The following is a 20,009-nucleotide window of genomic DNA, read 5'->3' on the forward strand; positions in this document are numbered from 1 at the left end:
ATGAGTGTTCGCGTGCAACATGAGCCGTTCGACCCCGGCGCTGAACTCAATGCCCTGCACCAGGCCCACACCGGCGTGGGCGCCGTGGTGAGCTTTGTCGGCTACGTGCGCGATTTCAACGACGGGCTGGAAGTGCGCGGGATGTTGCTGGAGCATTATCCGGGCATGACCGAAAAAGCCTTGGACAAGATCATCTTCGAGGCGGCGCAGCGCTGGCCGTTGCTCAAGCTTGCGATACTGCACCGGGTGGGCGCGTTGGCGCCGGGCGAGCCGATCGTGTTCGTCGGCGTGGCCAGCGCCCATCGTCAGGCGGCGTTCCAGGCGTGCGACTTCGTCATGGACTATCTCAAGACCCGGGCGCCGTTCTGGAAAAAGGAGAACACCGAAGATGGCCCGCGCTGGGTGCAGGGACGCGAGAGCGACGAGGCAGCAGCGCAGCGCTGGGAGTGATTGTCCGCTCATGCGCTGAGGCAGGTTGGAACGCGGTGCGGCTTTCGCGGCCACGGACCGTTCCTACAGGGGGCTTGAGTACATCCGTAGGAGCGGCCATCGGCCGCAAAGAGGGCGGCGCGGTTAGGCCGCTAAATCGCGGTGCGGCTTTCGCGGTCGCGGACCGCTCCTGCAGCGGTCAAGGGTGCTTGCGTTCGACGGGTTTCAGCAGCTCGGCGGACGGCATTTCGAAGTTGATCTTGCGACCCAGCAACGCCTCGATCGAAGGGAGCTGGTAGGAGTCGTCTTCACCGGCGAAGCTGATCGAGACACCGCTGCTGCCGGCCCGGCCAGTACGCCCGATGCGGTGAACGTAGTCATCCGGCACTTCGGGCAAGGTGAAATTGATCACATGGCTGATGCCGTCGATGTGGATGCCGCGGCCCGCCACATCGGTGGCCACCAGCACGCGAATCTTGCCTTCGCGGAAGCCTTCCAGGGTTTTGATGCGCTTGTGCTGCGGCACATCACCGGACAGTTGCGCGGCATTCACGCCATCGCGCACCAGGCGCTCTTCGATGCGGCGGACTTCGTCCTTGCGGTTGGCAAACACGATGACGCGCTCCCAGTCGTTGCTGGTGACCAAGTTGTAGAGCAGTTTGTATTTGTCGCTGCCAGCCACTGCATACACATGCTGCTCGACGCTTTCGCTGGCCACGTTTTCCGGCTCGATCTCGACGATGGCCGGGTCGGTGGTCCACTGCTGGGCGAGGTTCATCACGTCTGCGGTGAAAGTGGCGGAGAACAGCAGGGTCTGGCGTTCCTGTTTGGGCGGCGTCTGGCGGATGATCTGGCGCACCTGGGGTATGAAGCCCATGTCGAGCATGCGGTCGGCTTCATCGAGCACCATCACCTCGACCATGTCCAGGTGCACTTCGCCGCGCTGGTTGAAGTCCAGCAGGCGGCCGGGGGTGGCAACCAGGATGTCGCAATGGCGTGCTTCGAGCTGCTTGAGCTGCTTGTCGAAGTCCATGCCGCCGACGAACGTCATCACGTTCAGGCCGGTGTACTTGGTCAGGTCCGCGGCGTCCTTGGCAATCTGCACCACCAACTCACGGGTCGGCGCGATGATCAGCGCTCGCGGCTCGCCCATGAAGCGCTCCTTGGGCGGAGGGGTCTGCTGCAGTTGGGAGATGATCGACACGAGGAAGGCAGCGGTCTTGCCGGTGCCGGTCTGGGCGCGGCCGATGGCGTCGCGGCCCTCGAGCGTGTAGCCCAGCACCTGGGCCTGGATCGGTGTGCAGTACGGAAAACCCAGGTCGTGGATGGCGTGCATCAGCTCGTCGGTGAGCGCGAAGTCGTGGAAGCGTGTCTTGCCTTCCTGCGCTTCCACCTGAAAATCGGTACGGCTCCAGGCAGGCGCGACGGGTTTGGGCTGACGGACCCGCACAGGCTTTTCATCGGCGATCACGGTCGGTGCGGGTGCTTCGGGTTCGGGGCTGACGCTGGGGGCTGGCGCAACGGCGGCCGGCTGGGTCGATGCGTGGGTGTCGACGGGTAGGACGCGGGTGGCGCCAGTGTCGGCTGCAAGGGGTTGCGCCTCGCTTTTGCCGAACATCTTCTTGAGTGCTTTGAGCACAGGCTTCTCATCGATTGGTTGAGGAATGAACGTCAGGCAGTGTAATGCAAGAATCGAGCACGACGATAGAAGAGTGGTGGGGACGTATGGTGGCCGCTGTGTGGCCGGTACTGCGCGGCGCCTGCTTCGCGGCCGATGACCGCTCCTACGAGTCGACCGCGAACCTATGTAGGAGCGGCCCGCGGCCGCGAAGGGTGCGCTGCGGTTCGCCGGGCACACCGCGGCGCCTGCTTCGCGGCCGATGACCGCTCCTACGAGTCGACCGCGAACCTATGTAGGAGCGGCCCGCGGCCGCGAAGGGTGCGCTGCGGTTCGCCGGACACACCGCGGCGCCTGCTTCGCGGCCGATGACCGCTCCTACGAGACGACCGCGAACCTATGTAGGAGCGGCCCGCGGCCGCGAAGGGTGCGCTGCGGTTCGCCGGACACACCGCGGCGCCTGCTTCGCGGCCACAGGTCGCGCCTGCGGATGTGCAAGGTGTCAGTGCAACCGTTCGGCCAGCCAGTCGCCGATGTCGGCGATCTCTTGCGGTAACACTTGGTGACCCATGGGGTATTCCTGCCACGCTGCGTCCACGCCCCAGCGTTTGAGGTATTCATAGGCGCTGCGGCCCATGGCGTTGATCACCACTTCGTCATTCTGCCCGTGCAGGCACAGCGCCGGCGTGCGCTGCTGGCTGGCGGCCAGTTCGATCTGCTCGTCGAAAGTCGGAGCGTAGGTCGACAGCGCCAGCACTCCCCCAAGCGGACCCTGCCAAGTGATATAGGCCGTATGCAATACCACCGCGCCACCCTGGGAAAAGCCTGCGATGAAGATCCTTTCCGGCGGGATGCCGCTGGCCTGCTGCTCCTCGATCAGCCCGCAAAGCATCTGCGCAGACGCCTCCAGCTGGCCTTGGTCGATGGCCCGTGCAGGACTCATGGCAATGATGTTGTACCAGCTGGGCATGGCGTAGCCGCCATTGATCGTCACTGCGCGGGTGGGTGCCTGCGGCAGTACGAAACGTGTTCCCTGCAATCGTTGCTGCAAGGCTTCCGCCACGGGCAGGAAGTCATATCGGTCAGCGCCCAGGCCATGCAGCCAGATGACACAGGCGTCGACGCTGTTGTCGGGTTCGATGATCAAGGGGTCGGTCATGGTTGCTCCGTTGTGGGGCGCCCGCTCTGTTTGAGTGCAGTGCGACGAGGCGCCATGGTGCGATCTCTGAAGAAGATGTCGCAAGGCTACAAGTTTTTCTATTGACGTGCATTTAAACGCTGATGCGATTCACTATGGTACGACGCTTGCTATGTAACTGGCGTAATACCAGCATCGTCATCGGCGGTAACACTATAGAACCGTTATGGACTGACGCAGAGCAGTCAACGACGATGCGGAAAAATTTGCCGATGATCACCAGAGACGCCGCAGACCACTGCGTCGAACCTTGCGGGGAGCGGGGGCAAGCGTTGCATATCCCGGTCGGGCCATCCGGTCGGTCGGGTTCATCACTTGTATTGCGATTGATGCTTTGACCCAACAACAAGCCGACACGGGTCGACAGCGCCTCATTTAGGTGCAGCGCAATTCAAGCTCGGACACAACAAGAGCAACTGGAGGTTTTGAATGAAGATGTTGAAATCCACCCTGGCTGTACTGACCGCTGCGACCGTTCTGGGCGTAAGCAGCTTCGCTCAGGCGGGTGCCACTCTGGACGCCATCCAGAAGAAAGGTTTCGTACAGTGCGGCGTCTCCGACGGCCTGCCTGGTTTCTCCGTTCCTGATGCTTCGGGCAAGATCGTCGGTATCGACGCCGACGTCTGCCGCGCTGTCGCCGCTGCCGTGTTCGGTGATGCTACCAAGGTCAAGTTCAGCCAACTGAATGCCAAGGAGCGCTTCACTGCGCTGCAGTCCGGTGAAATCGACATTCTGTCGCGCAACACCACCTGGACCAGCTCCCGCGATGCGGGCATGGGCATGGTCTTCGCCGGCGTCACCTACTACGACGGCATCGGCTTCCTGGTGAACAACAAGCTGGGCGTGAAAAGTGCCAAGGAACTGGACGGCGCCACCATCTGCATCCAGGCCGGTACCACCACCGAGCTGAACGTGTCCGACTACTTCCGTGGCAATGGCCTGAAGTACACCCCGATTACCTTCGACACCTCCGACGAAAGCGCCAAGTCCCTGGAAGGCGGCCGTTGCGACGTATTGACCTCCGACAAGTCGCAGCTGTTCGCCCAGCGCAGCAAGCTGGCCGCGCCGAACGACTACGTCGTGTTGCCGGAAACCATCTCCAAGGAGCCGCTGGGCCCAGTGGTACGCCGCGGTGATGAAGACTGGCTGGCGATCGTCAAGTGGACCCTGTTCGCCCAGCTCAACGCTGAAGAGGCAGGCGTGACTTCGAAGAACGTCGAAGCCGAAGCCAAGGCTACCAAGAACCCTGACGTGGCACGCCTGCTGGGTGCCGATGGCGAATACGGCAAGGATCTGAAACTGCCGAAGGACTGGGTCGTGCAGATCGTCAAGCAGGTCGGCAACTACGGCGAGATGTTCGAGCGCAACCTGGGCGCGAACACCCCGCTGAAGATCGATCGTGGCCAGAACGCTCTCTGGAACGCTGGCGGTATCCAGTACGCACCTCCGGTGCGCTGATCGGCCCGGCGCCTGACGGCACGTTGCCGTCGGGCGCTGTTCTCCATCTCTCCTGGGGCTTTCCATGCAAAATCAAATCGGCGCACCCAAGCAGGGGTTATCCCTGACTGATCCACGTGTGCGTGCGTGGCTTTTCCAGATCATCACCATTGTGGCGGTGGTCGGTATGGGCTGGTTTCTGTTCGACAACACACAGACCAACCTGCAACACCGGGGCATCACTTCCGGCTTCGACTTCCTTGAACGCAGTGCCGGCTTCGGCATTGCCCAACACCTGATCGACTACACCGAATCGGACAGCTACGCGCGCGTGTTCCTGATCGGCCTGCTCAACACCCTGCTGGTGTCGATCATCGGCATCATCCTGGCGACCGTGCTGGGCTTCGTGATCGGCGTGGCGCGACTGTCGCCCAACTTCATGATCAACAAGCTGGCGACCGTCTACATCGAGGTGTTCCGCAACATCCCGCCGCTGCTGCAGATCCTGTTCTGGTATTTCGCGGTGTTCCTGACCCTGCCGGGTCCGCGCGCGGCACATGGTTTCATGGACAGCTTCTACGTCAGTAGCCGTGGCTTGAACATGCCGGCCGCGCTGGCCGCGCCAGGCTTCTGGCCATTCGCTATCAGCGTGGTGGTAGCCATCGTGGGCGTCGTACTGATGTCCAAGTGGGCCACCAAGCGCTTCGAGGCCACCGGCCAGCCGTTCCACAAGTTCTGGGTGGGCCTGGCGATCATCATCGTATTGCCGGCCCTGTGCGCGCTGATCTTCGGCACGCCGGTGCATTGGGAGAAACCCGAGCTCAAGGGCTTCAACTTCGTCGGTGGCTGGGTATTGATCCCGGAACTGCTGGCCTTGACCCTGGCCCTGACCGTGTACACCGCGGCGTTCATTGCCGAGATCGTGCGCTCGGGCATCAAGTCGGTCAGCCACGGCCAGACCGAAGCGGCCCACTCGCTGGGGCTGCGCAATGGCCCGACCCTGCGCAAGGTGATCATCCCGCAGGCCCTGCGCGTGATCATTCCGCCACTGACCAGCCAATACCTGAACCTGGCGAAGAACTCTTCCCTGGCCGCCGGTATCGGTTACCCGGAAATGGTTTCGCTGTTCGCCGGTACCGTGCTCAACCAGACGGGGCAGGCGATCGAAGTCATTGCCATCACCATGAGCGTGTACCTGGCGATCAGTATCAGCATTTCCCTGCTGATGAACTGGTACAACAAGCGCATTGCGCTGATCGAACGGTGAGGATGAGCGCATGACCACCCATATTTTCAAACCCGACCAGCCACCACCGAGCAAAGTCTTCGGACCTGTCGCGTGGATGCGCCGGAACCTGTTTTCCAGCTGGCTCAACACGCTGCTGACCCTGCTGTCGCTGTACCTGATCTGGCTGATCGTGCCGCCGCTGTTGAGCTGGTCGATCTTCGACGCGAACTGGGTCGGCACCACCCGTGCCGACTGCACCAAGGAAGGCGCCTGCTGGGTGTTCATCCAGCAGCGTTTCGGTCAGTTCATGTATGGCTATTACCCGCCCGAACTGCGCTGGCGCGTCGATCTGACCGTGTGGCTGGCAGTGCTGGGGGTGGCGCCGCTGTTCATGTCGAGGTTCAAGCGCAAGGCGGTCTATGGCATCGGCTTCCTGGTGCTGTACCCGGTCATAGCCTACTTCCTGCTGCACGGCGGCGCGTTCGGCATGCCGACCGTGGCAACCAGCCAGTGGGGTGGCCTGATGCTGACCCTGGTGATCGCTACCGTGGGCATCGCTGGCGCCTTGCCGCTGGGGATCCTGCTGGCGTTGGGCCGGCGTTCGAAGATGCCGGCGGTGAAGGTGGTCTGCGTGACCTTCATCGAGTTCTGGCGCGGCGTGCCGTTGATCACCGTGCTGTTCATGTCTTCGGTCATGCTGCCGCTGTTCCTGCCCGAGGGCATGAACTTCGACAAGTTGCTGCGGGCGCTCATCGGGGTCATCCTGTTCCAGTCCGCCTATGTAGCCGAAGTGGTGCGCGGTGGCATGCAGGCGATTCCCAAGGGGCAGTACGAGGCGGCTTCGGCCATGGCGCTGGGCTACTGGCGAAGCATGGGCCTGGTGATCCTGCCGCAGGCCTTGAAGATGGTCATCCCGGGCATCGTCAACACCTTCATTGCATTGTTCAAGGACACCAGCCTGGTGATCATCATCGGCCTGTTCGACCTGCTCAACAGCGTCAAGCAGGCGGCAGCCGACCCGGCATGGCTGGGCATGGCAACGGAGGGCTACGTGTTCGCGGCCCTGGTGTTCTGGATCTTCTGTTTCGGTATGTCCCGCTACTCCATGCATCTGGAGCGCAAGCTGGACACTGGCCACAAGCGTTAGGAGCTTAATCATGAGTGAAGCGATCAAGAAACCGGCGGGCGCACCGGGCATCATCCAGATGCAAGGCGTGAACAAGTGGTACGGCCAGTTCCACGTGCTCAAGGACATCAACCTGAACGTGGCCCAGGGCGAGCGCATCGTCCTGTGCGGGCCCTCGGGCTCGGGCAAGTCGACCACCATCCGTTGCCTGAACCGCCTGGAAGAGCATCAGAAGGGCACCATCATCGTCGACGGCGTGGAGCTGACCAACGATCTCAAGCAGATCGAGACGGTACGGCGCGAAGTGGGCATGGTGTTCCAGCACTTCAACCTGTTTCCTCATCTGACCATCCTGCAGAACTGCACGCTGGCGCCGATGTGGGTGCGCAAGATGCCCAAGCGCCAGGCCGAGGAAATCGCCATGCATTACCTGGAGCGCGTGCGCATCCCGGAGCAGGCGCACAAGTTCCCCGGGCAGCTCTCCGGTGGCCAGCAACAGCGCGTGGCCATTGCGCGGGCGTTGTGCATGAAGCCCAAGATCATGCTGTTCGACGAACCGACTTCGGCGCTCGATCCGGAAATGGTCAAGGAAGTACTCGACACCATGATCGGCCTGGCTGAAGACGGTATGACCATGCTCTGCGTGACCCACGAAATGGGCTTCGCGCGCACCGTGGCGAACCGGGTGATCTTCATGGACAAGGGCGAGATCGTCGAACAGGCCGCGCCGAACGACTTCTTCGACAACCCGCAGAGCGACCGGACCCGGATGTTCCTGAGCCAGATCCTGCACTGATTGCCGTTTGCGGCACACGAAAAACCCGGGCCTGTGCCCGGGTTTTTTCGTTACCGGCCTGACACACCGCGGCGCCTGCTTCGCGGCCGATGACCGCTCCTACGGGGAATGTGGGAACGGTGTAGGAGCGGTCCGTGGCCGCGAAGGGTGCGCTGTGGTTTCGATGGCACACTGCTGGCTGGGCATTTGCCATTGCTGGCAATACGCTCTACGCTTCCTCGTTCAAAGCCGTATCAAGAGACCATCAGGCGTTCGCGTTCTGGCAATGGTCCGCACTTTCGTTTCTGGACCCTTATGCCTACTGCCAACTGTACCGCTTCGAGCAGCGACGTCGTGACGCCGTTGCATAAACCCTGGTTGCTGATCCTTGGCCTGGTGCTGGTGGCGCTGAACCTGCGTCCGGCCTTGTCGAGCATGGCGCCCTTGCTCGCGCAGGTCTCGGCCAGTCTCGGCCTGAGCGGCTCTACGGCCGGCCTGCTGACCACGCTTCCGGTTCTGTGCCTGGGTCTGTTCGCACCCTTGGCGCCTCTGCTGGCACGGCGTTTCGACAGCGAACGGGTGGTCTTGGGTGTGTTGCTCGTGCTGGCCGCCGGCATTGCCCTGCGCAGCCAATTAGGGGTGTGGGGATTGTTCATCGGCAGCCTGGTGGCCGGCGGCAGCATCGGGATCATCGGCGTGTTGCTGCCTGGCATCGTCAAGCGCGACTTCGCCCGACAGGCCGGGACGATGACCGGCGTCTACACCATGGCGCTGTGCCTGGGGGCAGCGCTGGCCGCCGGTTCCAGCGTTCCCCTCAGCCAGTATTTCGATGACAGCTGGCGCATCGGTCTGGCGTTCTGGATGGTGCCTGCATTGCTGGCGGCCGTGTTCTGGCTGCCACAGACGCGGCAAAAGCACGGCGTCCAGCGTGCCCGCTATCGTGTCAGTGGCTTGTTCCGCGATCCCTTGGCCTGGCAGGTCACGCTGTTCATGGGCTTGCAGTCGTCGCTGGCCTACATCGTCTTTGGCTGGCTGCCGTCGATCCTGATCGACCGGGGCTTGTCTGCCGCCGAGGCAGGACTGGTCATGTCGTTCTCGATCATCGTGCAGTTGCCCAGCGCACTCACTGTGCCTTGGCTGGCCACCCGCGGTCGTGATCAGCGCTTGCCGATTGTCGCGGTGATGGCGATGAGTCTGGCCGGTTTGTTCGGCCTGCTTTACGCACCATTGAGCGGGATATGGGGCTGGGCGATCGTGCTCGGGCTGGGGCAGGGCGGGGTGTTCGCACTGGCGCTGACCCTGATCGTGCTGCGCTCGCGGGACGCCCATGTGGCAGCCAACCTGTCGAGCATGGCTCAAGGTGTGGGCTACACCATCGCGTCGATGGGACCCTTCGCGGTAGGGTTGGTGCACGACATGACGGGCGGCTGGAGCGCAGTGGGCTGGGTGTTTGCCGTGATTGGCATCGCCGCCACGGCGGCAGGCATGGGGGCCGGGCGTACGCTGCATGTGCGTGCGGTGGCGACGAAGGTGGAATGATGCCGCGGGTTTGCCTACAGGCGTTGCTGAATCAATGACCGACATCACGCCACCCAAGCCCTGGTATGTCTACCTGGTCCGCGCGGCGAATGGCTCGCTCTACTGCGGCATCAGCGACGACCCGCACCGACGCTTCGCCAAGCATCAGAGCGGCAAGGGCGCGCGTTTTTTTCTCTCCAGCCCGGCAGTGGCATTGGTGTACTACGAAACCTGGCCCAGCAAAGGTGAAGCGCTGCGCCACGAGCGGCTGATCAAGCGCCTGCGCAAAGTTGCCAAGGAGCATCTCGTAGCGTCATTCACTCCCCTGTAGCAGCGGCGCAAGCCGCGTCCGGTGGCACCGCGTCCATTCAGGCACAGCGCATACACCGCCGACGCGGCTTGCGCCGCTGCTACAGAGCACGCAATCCCTGTAGCAGCGGCGCGAGCCGCGTCCGGTGACAGCGCGCTCATTCAGGCACAGCGCATACACCGCCGACGCGGCTTGCGCCGCTGCTACAGAGCACGCAATCCCTGTAGCAGCGGCGCGAGCCGCGTCCAGCCGTATCGTGTTCATTCAGGCACAGCGCGAATACCGCCGACGCGGCTTGCGCCGCTGCTACAGAGCACGCAATCCCTGTAGCAGCGGCGCGAGCCGCGTCCGGTGGCACCGCGTCCACTCAGGCACAGCGCATGCACCGCCGACGCGGCTTGCGCCGCTGCTACAGAGCACGCAATCCCTGTAGCAGCGGCGCGAGCCGCGTCCGGCCGTATCGTGTTCATTCAGGCACAGCGCATACACCGCCGACGCGGCTTGCGCCGCTGCTACAGGGGTATGTGCTCTGCGCGCGGGCGAGTAAGCTGTGAGCTTTCCCACCCTGCTGGAGCCGATATGTCCGACTTGATCCTGCATCACTATCCGACCTCGCCGTTCGCCGAAAAGGCCCGCCTGATGCTCGGCTTCAAAGGGCTCGCATGGCGCTCGGTACTGATCTCGCCGATCATGCCCAAACCCGATCTGACGGCGTTGACCGGTGGCTACCGCAAGACCCCGGTGTTGCAGGTGGGCGCCGATGTGTATTGCGACACGGCCCTGATCGCTCGCCGTCTGGACCAGGAAAAAGCCTTCCCGTCGCTGTTGCCCCAAGGCCAGGAACTGACTGTCGCCACCTTCGCCGCCTGGGCCGATTCTGTGCTGTTCCAGCATGCGGTCAGCCTGGTATTTCAACCCGAGTCCATCAGTGCCCGTCTGGCGCGCCTGCCGGAAGACGCTGCCAAGGCGTTCATCGCCGATCGCATGGCGCTGTTCCAGGGTGGTACGGCCACTCGTTTGTCGGTCGAGCAGGCCAAGCATCAGTGGCCGACGTTCATGACGCGCCTGGAACAGCAGCTGCAGGACGCAGAAGGCGATTACCTGTTTGGCGAACCTACTTTGGCAGATTTCTCCCTGGCCCATCTGTTGTGGTTTCTCAAGGGCACGCCGGTCACTGCACCGCTGGTGGATATCTATCCCGCCATTCATGCCTGGCTGGGGCGCGTGCTGGGCTTTGGCCATGGTACCTACAGCGACCTGAGTGCCGATGAGGCACTGGCGATAGCCAAGGCGGCTACTCCGGCGGCTTTGCCTACAGAAACGTTCGAAGACCCCAATGGGTTCAAGGTCGGCGATCAGGTGAGCGTGGCGGCAGTGGACTACGGCGTCGACCCGGTGTGTGGAGAGTTGTTGTTTGCCGGTGCCGAGGAATTGATCATAAGGCGCGAAGACGAGCGCGCCGGGATGGTGCATGTGCATTTCCCACGCGTCGGTTTTGCCCTCGCGAAGCAGTAACGGCCTTACGTTCAGCGCGTTACACCGCGGCGCCTGCTTCGCGGCCGGTGACCGCTCCTACGGGATGTCCGCGATGTGCAAGGGCCTGGTGTGGGAGCGGGGCGGGCGGCTGAGCCCTCTGCCCGCGAAGGGCGCGCTGCGGTCTGATTGACACACCGCGGCGCCCGCTTCGCGGCCGGTGACCGCTCCTACGGGGTGCAGGCGAACCTCCGCAGGCTCAGCTCAATCCTTGCGGCGTTTGAGCTGGTCGGTCAGTTGGGACGGCAGGCCCTTGATGATCAAGGTGCCGGCCTCTTCATCGTATTCGATCTTGGAACCCAGCAAGTGGGCTTCAAAACTGATCGACAGCCCCTCGGCGCGCCCGGTGAAGCGGCGAAACTGGTTGAGGGTGCGCTTGTCCGCCGGGATCTCGGGCGACAAGCCGTAATCCTTGTTGCGGATATGGTCATAGAAGGCCTGCGGGCGGTCTTCATCTATCAGCCCCGACAACTCCTTCAACGTCACCGGCTCGCCCATCTTGCTCTGGCTGGTGGCGTACTCCACCAGGGTTTGGGTTTTTTCCCGCGCAGACTCTTCGGGCATGTCCTCGCTCTCGACGAAGTCGCTGAAGGCCTTGAGCAATGTCCGCGTTTCGCCCGGGCCGTCGACGCCCTCCTGGCAGCCGATGAAGTCGCGGAAATACTCTGAGACCTTCTTGCCGTTCTTGCCCTTGATGAACGAGATGTACTGCCGCGACTGCTTGTTGTTCTGCCACTCCGACAGGTTGATGCGGGCCGCCAGGTGCAACTGCCCCAGGTCCAAGTGCCGCGACGGTGTGACGTCGAGCTCGGAGGTCACCGCCACGCCTTCGCTGTGGTGCAGCAGCGCAATCGCCAGGTAATCGGTCATGCCCTGTTGGTAGTGCGCGAACAGCACATGCCCGCCTGTGGACAGATTCGATTCTTCCATCAGTTTCTGCAGGTGCTCGACGGCCGTGCGGCTGAACTGGGTGAAGTCGCGACCCTCGTCCAGGTAGTCCTTGAGCCAGCCGCTGAAAGGGTGCGCGCCGGACTCGGCATGGAAGAAGCCCCAGGCCTTGCCCTGCTTGGCGTTGTAGCTTTCATTGAGGTCGGCAAGCAGATGTTCGATGGCGCTGGACTCGGCCAGCTCGCTGTCGCGCGCGTGAAGCACGGCGGGTGTGCCGTCGGGTTTCTTGTCGATCAAATGGACGATGCAGTGACGGATCGGCATGGGCTTCTCGGCTGGTCTGTTTGACGGGCACGGTGGACGTGGCGGGCCGTGCGGCAAAGGGGCGAAGTGTAACGTAGATAGGGGTTTTACGGCTTGCTGGTGACGGGCGCGTGCGCTGAAACGACGAAATCGTCTACTTTTCGGCCAAACCCATGATAAAGCTGAATAAAAGGACCGCTTGTGGCGGATATTTGTCTGGCTCTGTGCTAGTTTTGCCCGGTCTTGCGGCCCACAAGGCCGTGAAGCCCCGCAGAGAGCGGCTTTCGAGTCGAACCAAACGCCATTCTGGGTATCTACAATGGCGATTGGCATGACCGAAACGTGAGCCCCGGCGGACGTCGCACGCCCGGCTCCGACTTACGCTGCACTTTGCAATCCAATTGAATTTGATAGGGAAGGTACACCACCATGGCATTAACCAAAGACCAACTGATCGCCGATATCGCTGAAGCTATCGACGCGCCGAAAACCACCGCGCGCAACGCTATCGAGCAGCTGGGCCAGATCGTTGCCGATCAATTGGAAAATGGCAACGAGATCACCTTGCCTGGTATCGGCAAGCTGAAGATCACCGAGCGTCCTGCCCGTACCGGCCGTAACCCTTCGACCGGCGCTGCCATCGAAATCGCTGCCAAGAAAGTCGTCAAGTTCGTCCCAGCCAAAGTGCTGACCGATTCCGTCAACAAGTAATTGTAACGGCTCGACGAACCGTGCCGCGGGTCAACCCGGGCGCGGTTTTTTTGTGCCCGCGAAATGTACCCAACCCTGCGGGAGCGGGCTCTGCCCGCGAAGGGCGCGCCGCGGTACGCCTGATACACCGCAGCGCCTGTTTCACGGCCGATGGCCGCTCCTACGATGTTTGTATTGAGGTAAACCAGCTGTTACGCGCCTGTTCGGGCAGGAAGGTCCAGGCGACGAAGCGGCTTTGCTTCTGGCCTTGACCCATTTCCACCACGCGTACCTGCGCCGCCTGGACCTTGCCCAGGGTCGCCTGGATGGCCGCAAGGTTGGAAGCCTTGGACACCAGCGTAGAAAACCACAACACCTGCTTGCCCAGCGCCACGCTTTCGTTGATCAACTGGGTCACGAAGCGAATCTCGCCCCCTTCACACCACAGCTCGTTGTTCTGCCCACCGAAGTTCAGCACCGGCAGCTTGCGCTTGGGATCGGCCTTGCCCAGTGCACGCCACTTGCGCTGGCTACCACGCGTGGCATCCTCCGGCGAAGCATGGAACGGTGGGTTGCACAGGGTCACGGCGAACCGTTCCTCGGCGCCTATCAGTCCCTGCAGAATCTGCCGTGGCTGGCCCTGCAGGCGCAGAGTGATGGCCTTGCCCAGCTTGTTCGCCTGGACGATGGTATTGGCCGAAGCCAACGCCACCGGGTCTATGTCGGACCCCACGAACTGCCAGCGATAGTCACTGTGCCCCAGCAATGGATAGATGCAGTTGGCGCCCACACCTACATCCAGTGCCTTGACCGCAGTGCCTCTGGGAATCTCTGCTCCGTTGCTTTCGGCCAGCAGGTCCGCCAGGCAATGCAGATAATCGGCGCGCCCGGGGATGGGCGGGCAGAGGTAACCCGCCGGAATATCCCAGTGCCGAATGCCGTACAACGCTCCGAGCAGGGCCCGATTGAATACCTTCACCGCTGCCGGGTCGGCGAAGTCGATGCTTTGCTTGCCATACGGGTTGAGAATGACGAACCGGGCGAGGTCCGGGTGGGCCTTGATCAGTTGCGGGAAATCGTAGCGGCCCTGGTGGCGATTGCGCGGGTGCAGGGTGGGTTTTTGCGGGGTGGACATGGGGAGGTTACCGGTGAGGCTGCTGGCCTCTTCGCGGGCAGAGCCCGCTCCCACAGGGATCTACTGGGTTGCATAGATCTCTGTGGGGGCGAGCAGCGCCCGCGATGAGGCCCGCAAGACGAATTACAGGCTGGCGATCCGCGCGTGCTGTTCGGCCAGCTTGGTCAATGCCTGTTCGGCTTCGGCCAGTTTGGCGCGCTCTTTGTCGATGACGGCGGGAGGCGCCTTGTCGACGAAGGCCGCATTGGACAACTTGCCGCCCACGCGTGCCACTTCACCATTCAGACGCTGGATCTCCTTGTCCAGACGCGCCAGTTCGGCGTCCTTGTCGATCAAGCCTGCCATGGGCACCAGCACTTCCATCTCGCCGACCAGCGCGGTGGCACTCAGAGGCGCCTCCTGGCCATCGGCAAGCACGGTGATGGATTCCAGCTTGGCAAGCTTGCGCAGCAAGGCATCGTTCTCCTGCAGGCGACGCTGGTCCTGGCTGCCGGTGTTCTTGAGGAACAGGGCCAGCGGCTTGCCTGGACCGATGTTCATCTCTCCACGAATGTTGCGCACGCCCAGCATCAGGCCCTTGAGCCACTCGATGTCGTCTTCGGCCGCCGTATCGATGCGGCTTTCGTTGGCCACCGGCCAAGGTTGCAGCATGATCGTCTTGCCCTGCACACCGGCGAGCGGCGCCAGGCGCTGCCAGATTTCTTCGGTGATGAACGGCATGAACGGATGCGCCAGGCGCAGGGCCACTTCAAGCACGCGCACCAAGGTGCGGCGAGTACCGCGCTGACGCTCGATCGGAGCGTTTTCGTCCCACAGCACAGGCTTGGACAGCTCCAGGTACCAGTCGCAATACTGGTTCCAGATGAACTCGTAGAGCGCCTGGGCAGCCAGGTCGAAACGGAACTGGTCGAGGTGGCGGGTCACTTCGGCTTCGGTGCGCTGCAGTTGCGAGATGATCCAGCGATCGGCCAGCGACAGCTCGTAGGCTTCGCCGTTCTGGCCGCAATCCTCGCCCTTGTCGAGCACGTAGCGCGCCGCGTTCCAGATCTTGTTGCAGAAGTTGCGATAGCCTTCGACGCGGCCCATGTCGAACTTGATGTCGCGACCGGTGGACGCCAGCGAACAGAAGGTGAAGCGCAAGGCGTCGGTGCCGTAGCTGGCAATGCCGCCTTCGAACTCGTCGCGGGTCTGCTTTTCGATCTTCTTCGCCAGTTTGGGCTGCATCAGGCCGCTGGTGCGTTTTTCCACCAGGGCTTCGAGCTCGATACCGTCGATGATGTCCAGCGGGTCAAGCACGTTGCCCTTGGACTTGGACATCTTCTGGCCCTGGCCGTCACGCACCAGGCCATGTACGTAGACGGTCTTGAACGGCACCTGCGGCGTACCGTTCTCGTCCTTGACCAGGTGCATGGTCAACATGATCATCCGGGCGACCCAGAAGAAGATGATGTCGAAACCGGTGACCAGCACGTCGGTGCTGTGGAATTTCTTCAGGAATTCGGTCTGTTCCGGCCAGCCCAGGGTGGAGAAGGTCCACAGGCCCGAGCTGAACCAGGTATCCAGTACGTCGTTGTCCTGGTTGAGCGTCACGTCGGCGCCCAAGCCGTGCTTGCTGCGCACTTCGGCTTCGCTGCGGCCGACATAGACCTTGCCGGACTCGTCGTACCAGGCTGGAATGCGATGGCCCCACCAGAGCTGGCGGCTGATGCACCAGTCCTGGATGTCACGCATCCAGGAGAAGTACATGTTTTCGTACTGCTTGGGTACGAACTGGATGCGTCCGTCTTCCACGGCAGCGATGGCTGGCTCCGCCAAAGGTTTGGTGGACACGTACCACTGGTCCGTCAGCCAAGGCTCGATGACCGTACCGGAGCGATCACCCTTCGGCACTTTCAAGGCGTGGTCGTCGACGCTGACCAGCAGGCCGGCGGCGTCGAACGCGGCGACGATCTGCTTGCGTGCCTCGAAGCGGTCCAGGCCGGCGTATTCGCCGGGCAAGGTGCCGTCCACGCTGTCGTTCAGGGTGCCGTCGAGGTTGAACACCTGGGCACTGGCCAGCACCTGGGCATTCTTGTCGAAGATGTTGAGCAGCGGCAGGTTGTGGCGCTTGCCGACTTCGTAGTCGTTGAAATCGTGGGCCGGGGTGATTTTCACGCAACCGGTACCGAACTCAGGGTCGCAATAGTCATCCGCGATGATCGGAATGCGACGGCCCACCAATGGCAGTTCGACGAACTTGCCGATCAAGGCCTGGTAGCGCTCGTCGTTCGGGTTCACCGCGACGGCGGCGTCACCGAGCATGGTTTCCGGGCGCGTGGTGGCGACGATCAGGAAGTCATTGCCTTCGGCAGTTCTGGCGCCGTCTGCCAGCGGGTACTTGAGGTTCCAGAGGAAACCCTTTTCGTCGTGGTTTTCCACTTCCAGGTCGGAGATCGCCGTGTGCAGCTTGGTGTCCCAGTTGACGAGGCGCTTGCCGCGGTAGATCAGGCCGTCTTCGTGCAGGCGCACGAACGCTTCCTTGACCGCTTCGGACAGGCCGTCATCCATGGTGAAGCGTTCGCGGCTCCAATCGACCGATGAGCCGAGGCGGCGAATCTGGCGGCTGATGTTGCCACCGGACTGGTCTTTCCATTCCCAGATCTTTTCCAGGAATTTTTCCCGGCCCAGATCATGGCGATTCAGCCCCTGGGCTTCGATCTGACGCTCGACCAGCATCTGCGTGGCGATGCCAGCGTGGTCGGTGCCAGGCTGCCACAGGGTGTTGCGGCCCTGCATGCGACGAAAACGGATCAGCGCGTCCATGATGGCGTTGTTGAAACCGTGGCCCATGTGCAGGCTGCCAGTCACGTTCGGCGGCGGAATCATGATGGTGTAGGAGTCGCCGGCACCTTGCGGGGCGAAATAGTTCTCGGCCTCCCAGGTCTGGTACCAGGAAGTTTCGATAGCGTGCGGCTGGTAGGTCTTATCCATGCGCGGCGGGACCCTATAAGGCATTTATTCAAAGAAAGCCGGGAAGTATAGCGGGGATATGGCGGCTATGGGAGGGAGGCGGGCTGCGTAGGAGCGGTCCGTGGCCGCGATGGGCGCGATTCGGTATGGCTGACACACCGTAGCGCCTGTTTCGCGGCCGATGACCGCTCCTACGGTGGTAGGCGAGCGGTCCGTGGCCACGAAGGCGCGGGGGAGGGTATCAGCCCTGGTTGAGCAACCTTTCCATGCGCGCTTCGAGGCGGCGCTTGATTTCGGTTTCGATGTGAGGCGCGAAGTCGTCGATCACATCCTGCATGATCAACTGGGCCGCGGCGCGCAGTTCGGCGTCCAGGTGCAGCAAGGTATCCTGGCGATTCTGCGCCGGGCTGGGTGCCGCTGCCGGTTCCGACGGCAGGGCCGCCGGTGCAGTGGCCACGGGTTCGTCGTGCAGTTCGAACAGCAACGGCACCTCGGGTTCGCTGCGAACCACGGCGTCGGTCAGCAACGGTGGTTGCAGAGTGTCGTCGCCGAGCAGCTTGCGGATCGACTCGAGGTCGTCCAGCAGGTGTACGGATTTGGGCAAAGGCTTGGTGTTGTTGTCCATCTTGGGCTCAAAGTCGCGATAAGCGGTGGTCTTGCAGAGGATAGCCTTGTTCACGGTAGAAACGAAAACTCTCCCGGGCGGCCTGACGAATAGCAGGGTCTTCGACGACAATTTCGGCAACGCGCGCGAACTGGCTGGCAAAGCCTGGAACGTTCAAGGCCAGATTGATCAGGAGATCGTCATGGCCTGCCGCCTGGGCTGCGATGCCCAATGTGACGGGCGCGTGAGGGCCATCCTCTTCAAGGCTGTGGGGCACGAAGCTTTCACCCTTGAAACTCCACAGGCGTGCGTCCAGTGCTTCGCGCTGGGCAGCGTCGGTGCAATGAACGTACACCCGGTGGCCCAACCGCCAGGCTTTCTCGGCCAACTTGCAGGCGAAATCCAGGCGTGCGGCGGGCAGGGGAGTGGGCAGAACATAGAAGTCGACTTGGGGCATGGTGTGTTCCTGGTGCTTGAGACCGAGTCGCCCTCTTCGCGGGCAGAGCCCCCTCCCACAGGAAGCATGCTTGTGTGGGAGCGGGGCTCTGCCCGCGAAAAGACCGACGCGGACTTGAGGCATTACACCCCGGCGCGGTCCAGCAGGTACTGGGTGAGCAGAGGCACCGGACGACCGGTGGCGCCCTTGTCCTTGCCGCCACTGACCCATGCCGTGCCGGCAATGTCCAGGTGCGCCCACTCGTAGGCCTTGGTGAACCGGGACAAGAAGCAGCCCGCGGTGATGGCGCCGCCCTTCGGCCCGCCGATGTTGGCGATGTCGGCGAACGGGCTGTCCAGTTGCTCCTGGTACTCCTCGAACAGCGGCAGCTGCCAGCAGCGGTCGTCGGCCTGCTTGCCGGCTTCCAGCAACTGGCCGACCAAGGCCTCGTTGTTGCTCATCAGGCCCGTGGTATGGCCACCCAGAGCCACAACGCAAGCACCGGTCAAGGTCGCGATGTCGATCACCGCGCGCGGGTTGAAGCGCTCTGCGTAGGTCAGCGCGTCGCACAGCACCAGACGGCCTTCGGCGTCGGTGTTGAGAATCTCCACGGTCTGCCCGCTCATGGTTTCGACGATGTCGCCAGGGCGCGTCGCGCGATCACTGGGCATGTTCTCGGCGCAGGCCATCAGGCACACCAGGTTGATCGGCAGCTCCAGCTCCAGAACGGCGCGCAGGGTGCCGAACACGCTGGCAGCACCGCACATGTCGTACTTCATCTCGTCCATGCCGGCGGCTGGCTTGATGCTGATGCCGCCGGTGTCGAAGGTGATGCCCTTGCCGACCAGCACGTACGGCTGCTCGGATTTCTTCGCGCCTTGATAGTTGAGCACGATCAACCGCGGTGGCTGCGCACTGCCCTGGGCTACGGCCAGGAACGCACCCATGCCCAGTTCCTTGAGCTTCTTCTCGTCGTGAATCTCGACCTTGAGGTTCTTGTGCGCCTTGCTCAGGCTCTTCGCGGCTTCGGCCAGGAAGCTGGGGTGGCACAGGTTGGGTGGCAGGTTGCCCAGATCCTTGGTGAAGCTCATGCCACTGGCAATCGCCTTGGCGTGGGCAACGGCGCGTTCGACGTCGGCCTGTCTGGATTTCTGGGTCAGCAGGGTGATCTTCTGCAAGGCACGTGGATCGGCCTTCTTGCTCTTGAAGCGATCGAACACGTACTCGCCATCGAGCAGGGTTTCTGCCAACAGGCGCGTTCTGCCATAGGCATCGCGGCCCTTGACGGTCAGTTCGTCGAAGGCAAACACGGCATCGCTGCCGCCCAGGTTCTTCAGTACGCCGTAGGCAGCGCTGGCCAGTTTGCGCCACGGGCGGTCGGCCAGTTCGTCGTCCTTGCCGCTGCCCACCAGCAGCAGGCGCTCGGCCTTGAGCGCCGGCACGCCCGGCAGCAACAGGGTCTGGCCCGCACGCCCGGCGATGTCGCCGCGCTTGAGTGCAGCGCTGATCAAGCCGCCGCTCAGGCCGTCGATCTTGCTGGCAATGGCGCCCAGGGCGCGTTCTTCGCCGATGGCGACGACCAGGGTCGCGGTTTTAACTGATTCGGCAGCAACGCTCTTTACAACCAATTCCATATCCAGAACCCCTGATTCTAGGTCGATGCTTGCGCAAGACGGTTCGCGCGAAAGCAGCCAGTTTGACCCCAGCCCCAGCCCGCTCGCAACCTTTGCATGGCGGTAATTGTCCACCCGATGCCGCTGTTAAGTGACAGGCACAGCCTTTCACAGGATAATGCGGCGACTTTTTACCTGGCCCGCTCACGCGGGCCGGCC

The 20,009-nt window shown here is 62.6% G+C and carries 17 protein-coding genes; 9 read left to right on the forward strand and 8 right to left on the reverse strand.

The window, feature by feature from the left end:
• Window positions 1-450, forward strand: a complete 450-nt coding sequence (moaE, locus tag IFT44_RS04715) for a molybdopterin synthase catalytic subunit MoaE (RefSeq protein ID WP_192175530.1) — start codon at window positions 1-3, stop codon at window positions 448-450.
• A 178-nt stretch (window positions 451-628) separates the two neighbouring features.
• Here moaE and rhlB read toward each other — a convergent pair whose 3' ends face one another.
• Window positions 629-2,068 carry an ATP-dependent RNA helicase RhlB gene (rhlB, locus tag IFT44_RS04720; protein WP_192057725.1) on the reverse strand — a complete coding sequence of 480 codons (1,440 nt, stop codon included), beginning with the start codon at window positions 2,066-2,068 and terminating at the stop codon, window positions 629-631.
• Window positions 2,069-2,549: 481 nt separating this feature from the next.
• Window positions 2,550-3,206: an alpha/beta hydrolase gene (locus IFT44_RS04725; RefSeq protein WP_122479634.1), complete on the reverse strand. Its 657-nt coding sequence runs from the start codon at window positions 3,204-3,206 to the stop codon at window positions 2,550-2,552.
• 468 nt (window positions 3,207-3,674) lie between these two features.
• On the opposite strand from IFT44_RS04725, the gene IFT44_RS04730 reads away from it, so the two are divergent.
• The 7 genes from IFT44_RS04730 (at window position 3,675) to IFT44_RS04760 (ending at window position 11,154) form a co-directional block, all read left to right on the forward strand.
• A complete protein-coding gene (locus tag IFT44_RS04730) occupies window positions 3,675-4,703 on the forward strand; it encodes an amino acid ABC transporter substrate-binding protein (RefSeq protein ID WP_122479633.1) in 1,029 nt (342 codons plus the stop codon).
• Between the two features lie 64 nt (window positions 4,704-4,767).
• Window positions 4,768-5,949: an amino acid ABC transporter permease gene (locus IFT44_RS04735; RefSeq protein WP_122479632.1), complete on the forward strand. Its 1,182-nt coding sequence runs from the start codon at window positions 4,768-4,770 to the stop codon at window positions 5,947-5,949.
• A 10-nt stretch (window positions 5,950-5,959) separates the two neighbouring features.
• Window positions 5,960-7,057 (forward strand): amino acid ABC transporter permease, encoded by a 1,098-nt coding sequence (locus tag IFT44_RS04740; RefSeq protein ID WP_043186351.1) that lies wholly within the window; start codon window positions 5,960-5,962, stop codon window positions 7,055-7,057.
• A 10-nt stretch (window positions 7,058-7,067) separates the two neighbouring features.
• Window positions 7,068-7,832 (forward strand): amino acid ABC transporter ATP-binding protein, encoded by a 765-nt coding sequence (locus IFT44_RS04745; RefSeq protein WP_043186354.1) that lies wholly within the window; start codon window positions 7,068-7,070, stop codon window positions 7,830-7,832.
• Between the two features lie 294 nt (window positions 7,833-8,126).
• Window positions 8,127-9,350 carry a CynX/NimT family MFS transporter gene (locus IFT44_RS04750; protein WP_192175531.1) on the forward strand — a complete coding sequence of 408 codons (1,224 nt, stop codon included), beginning with the start codon at window positions 8,127-8,129 and terminating at the stop codon, window positions 9,348-9,350.
• 34 nt (window positions 9,351-9,384) lie between these two features.
• Window positions 9,385-9,660: a GIY-YIG nuclease family protein gene (locus tag IFT44_RS04755; protein ID WP_192175532.1), complete on the forward strand. Its 276-nt coding sequence runs from the start codon at window positions 9,385-9,387 to the stop codon at window positions 9,658-9,660.
• A 558-nt stretch (window positions 9,661-10,218) separates the two neighbouring features.
• Window positions 10,219-11,154 (forward strand): glutathione S-transferase family protein, encoded by a 936-nt coding sequence (locus IFT44_RS04760; protein WP_192104326.1) that lies wholly within the window; start codon window positions 10,219-10,221, stop codon window positions 11,152-11,154.
• A gap of 222 nt (window positions 11,155-11,376) precedes the next feature.
• Here IFT44_RS04760 and yejK read toward each other — a convergent pair whose 3' ends face one another.
• Window positions 11,377-12,384, reverse strand: a complete 1,008-nt coding sequence (yejK, locus tag IFT44_RS04765) for a nucleoid-associated protein YejK (protein ID WP_192137098.1) — start codon at window positions 12,382-12,384, stop codon at window positions 11,377-11,379.
• Between the two features lie 408 nt (window positions 12,385-12,792).
• Between yejK and IFT44_RS04770 the strand changes: the two genes are divergently transcribed.
• Window positions 12,793-13,074: an HU family DNA-binding protein gene (locus IFT44_RS04770; RefSeq protein WP_122479627.1), complete on the forward strand. Its 282-nt coding sequence runs from the start codon at window positions 12,793-12,795 to the stop codon at window positions 13,072-13,074.
• Between the two features lie 160 nt (window positions 13,075-13,234).
• On the opposite strand, the gene rlmF is transcribed toward IFT44_RS04770, so the two are convergent.
• The 5 genes from rlmF to IFT44_RS04795 form a co-directional block, all read right to left on the reverse strand.
• A complete protein-coding gene (gene rlmF, locus IFT44_RS04775; RefSeq protein WP_192175533.1) occupies window positions 13,235-14,188 on the reverse strand; it encodes a 23S rRNA (adenine(1618)-N(6))-methyltransferase RlmF in 954 nt (317 codons plus the stop codon).
• Between the two features lie 123 nt (window positions 14,189-14,311).
• Window positions 14,312-17,158 (reverse strand): valine--tRNA ligase, encoded by a 2,847-nt coding sequence (locus IFT44_RS04780; protein ID WP_122479625.1) that lies wholly within the window; start codon window positions 17,156-17,158, stop codon window positions 14,312-14,314.
• Between the two features lie 220 nt (window positions 17,159-17,378).
• The gene (locus tag IFT44_RS04785; protein ID WP_122796079.1) at window positions 17,379-17,762 is read right to left on the reverse strand and encodes a DNA polymerase III subunit chi; all 384 of its coding nucleotides are present in this window, start codon (window positions 17,760-17,762) and stop codon (window positions 17,379-17,381) included.
• A 7-nt stretch (window positions 17,763-17,769) separates the two neighbouring features.
• The gene (locus tag IFT44_RS04790) at window positions 17,770-18,198 is read right to left on the reverse strand and encodes a DNA polymerase III subunit chi (protein WP_122479623.1); all 429 of its coding nucleotides are present in this window, start codon (window positions 18,196-18,198) and stop codon (window positions 17,770-17,772) included.
• A gap of 122 nt (window positions 18,199-18,320) precedes the next feature.
• Window positions 18,321-19,811 carry a leucyl aminopeptidase gene (locus tag IFT44_RS04795; RefSeq protein WP_192053496.1) on the reverse strand — a complete coding sequence of 497 codons (1,491 nt, stop codon included), beginning with the start codon at window positions 19,809-19,811 and terminating at the stop codon, window positions 18,321-18,323.
• Window positions 19,812-20,009: the final 198 nt, after the last annotated feature.

It is taken from the genome of Pseudomonas sp. CFBP 13710 (genome assembly GCF_014842235.1).
In the GTDB taxonomy this organism is placed as follows: domain Bacteria; phylum Pseudomonadota; class Gammaproteobacteria; order Pseudomonadales; family Pseudomonadaceae; genus Aquipseudomonas; species Aquipseudomonas baltica.

Bases quoted from the DNA above. Each gene is read 5' to 3' on its own strand.
- IFT44_RS04730 (WP_122479633.1), top strand. From the start codon at position 3,675: ATGAAGATGTTGAAATCCACCCTGGCTGTACTGACCGCTGCGACCGTT.
- IFT44_RS04790 (WP_122479623.1), bottom strand. From the start codon at position 18,198: ATGCCCCAAGTCGACTTCTATGTTCTGCCCACTCCCCTGCCCGCCGCA.
- yejK (WP_192137098.1), bottom strand. From the start codon at position 12,384: ATGCCGATCCGTCACTGCATCGTCCATTTGATCGACAAGAAACCCGAC.
- IFT44_RS04735 (WP_122479632.1), top strand. From the start codon at position 4,768: ATGCAAAATCAAATCGGCGCACCCAAGCAGGGGTTATCCCTGACTGAT.
- IFT44_RS04725 (WP_122479634.1), bottom strand. From the start codon at position 3,206: ATGACCGACCCCTTGATCATCGAACCCGACAACAGCGTCGACGCCTGT.
- rlmF (WP_192175533.1), bottom strand. From the start codon at position 14,188: ATGTCCACCCCGCAAAAACCCACCCTGCACCCGCGCAATCGCCACCAG.
- moaE (WP_192175530.1), top strand. From the start codon at position 1: ATGAGTGTTCGCGTGCAACATGAGCCGTTCGACCCCGGCGCTGAACTC.
- IFT44_RS04760 (WP_192104326.1), top strand. From the start codon at position 10,219: ATGTCCGACTTGATCCTGCATCACTATCCGACCTCGCCGTTCGCCGAA.
- IFT44_RS04755 (WP_192175532.1), top strand. From the start codon at position 9,385: ATGACCGACATCACGCCACCCAAGCCCTGGTATGTCTACCTGGTCCGC.
- IFT44_RS04745 (WP_043186354.1), top strand. From the start codon at position 7,068: ATGAGTGAAGCGATCAAGAAACCGGCGGGCGCACCGGGCATCATCCAG.
- IFT44_RS04770 (WP_122479627.1), top strand. From the start codon at position 12,793: ATGGCATTAACCAAAGACCAACTGATCGCCGATATCGCTGAAGCTATC.
- IFT44_RS04740 (WP_043186351.1), top strand. From the start codon at position 5,960: ATGACCACCCATATTTTCAAACCCGACCAGCCACCACCGAGCAAAGTC.
- IFT44_RS04795 (WP_192053496.1), bottom strand. From the start codon at position 19,811: ATGGAATTGGTTGTAAAGAGCGTTGCTGCCGAATCAGTTAAAACCGCG.
- IFT44_RS04780 (WP_122479625.1), bottom strand. From the start codon at position 17,158: ATGGATAAGACCTACCAGCCGCACGCTATCGAAACTTCCTGGTACCAG.
- IFT44_RS04750 (WP_192175531.1), top strand. From the start codon at position 8,127: ATGCCTACTGCCAACTGTACCGCTTCGAGCAGCGACGTCGTGACGCCG.
- IFT44_RS04785 (WP_122796079.1), bottom strand. From the start codon at position 17,762: ATGGACAACAACACCAAGCCTTTGCCCAAATCCGTACACCTGCTGGAC.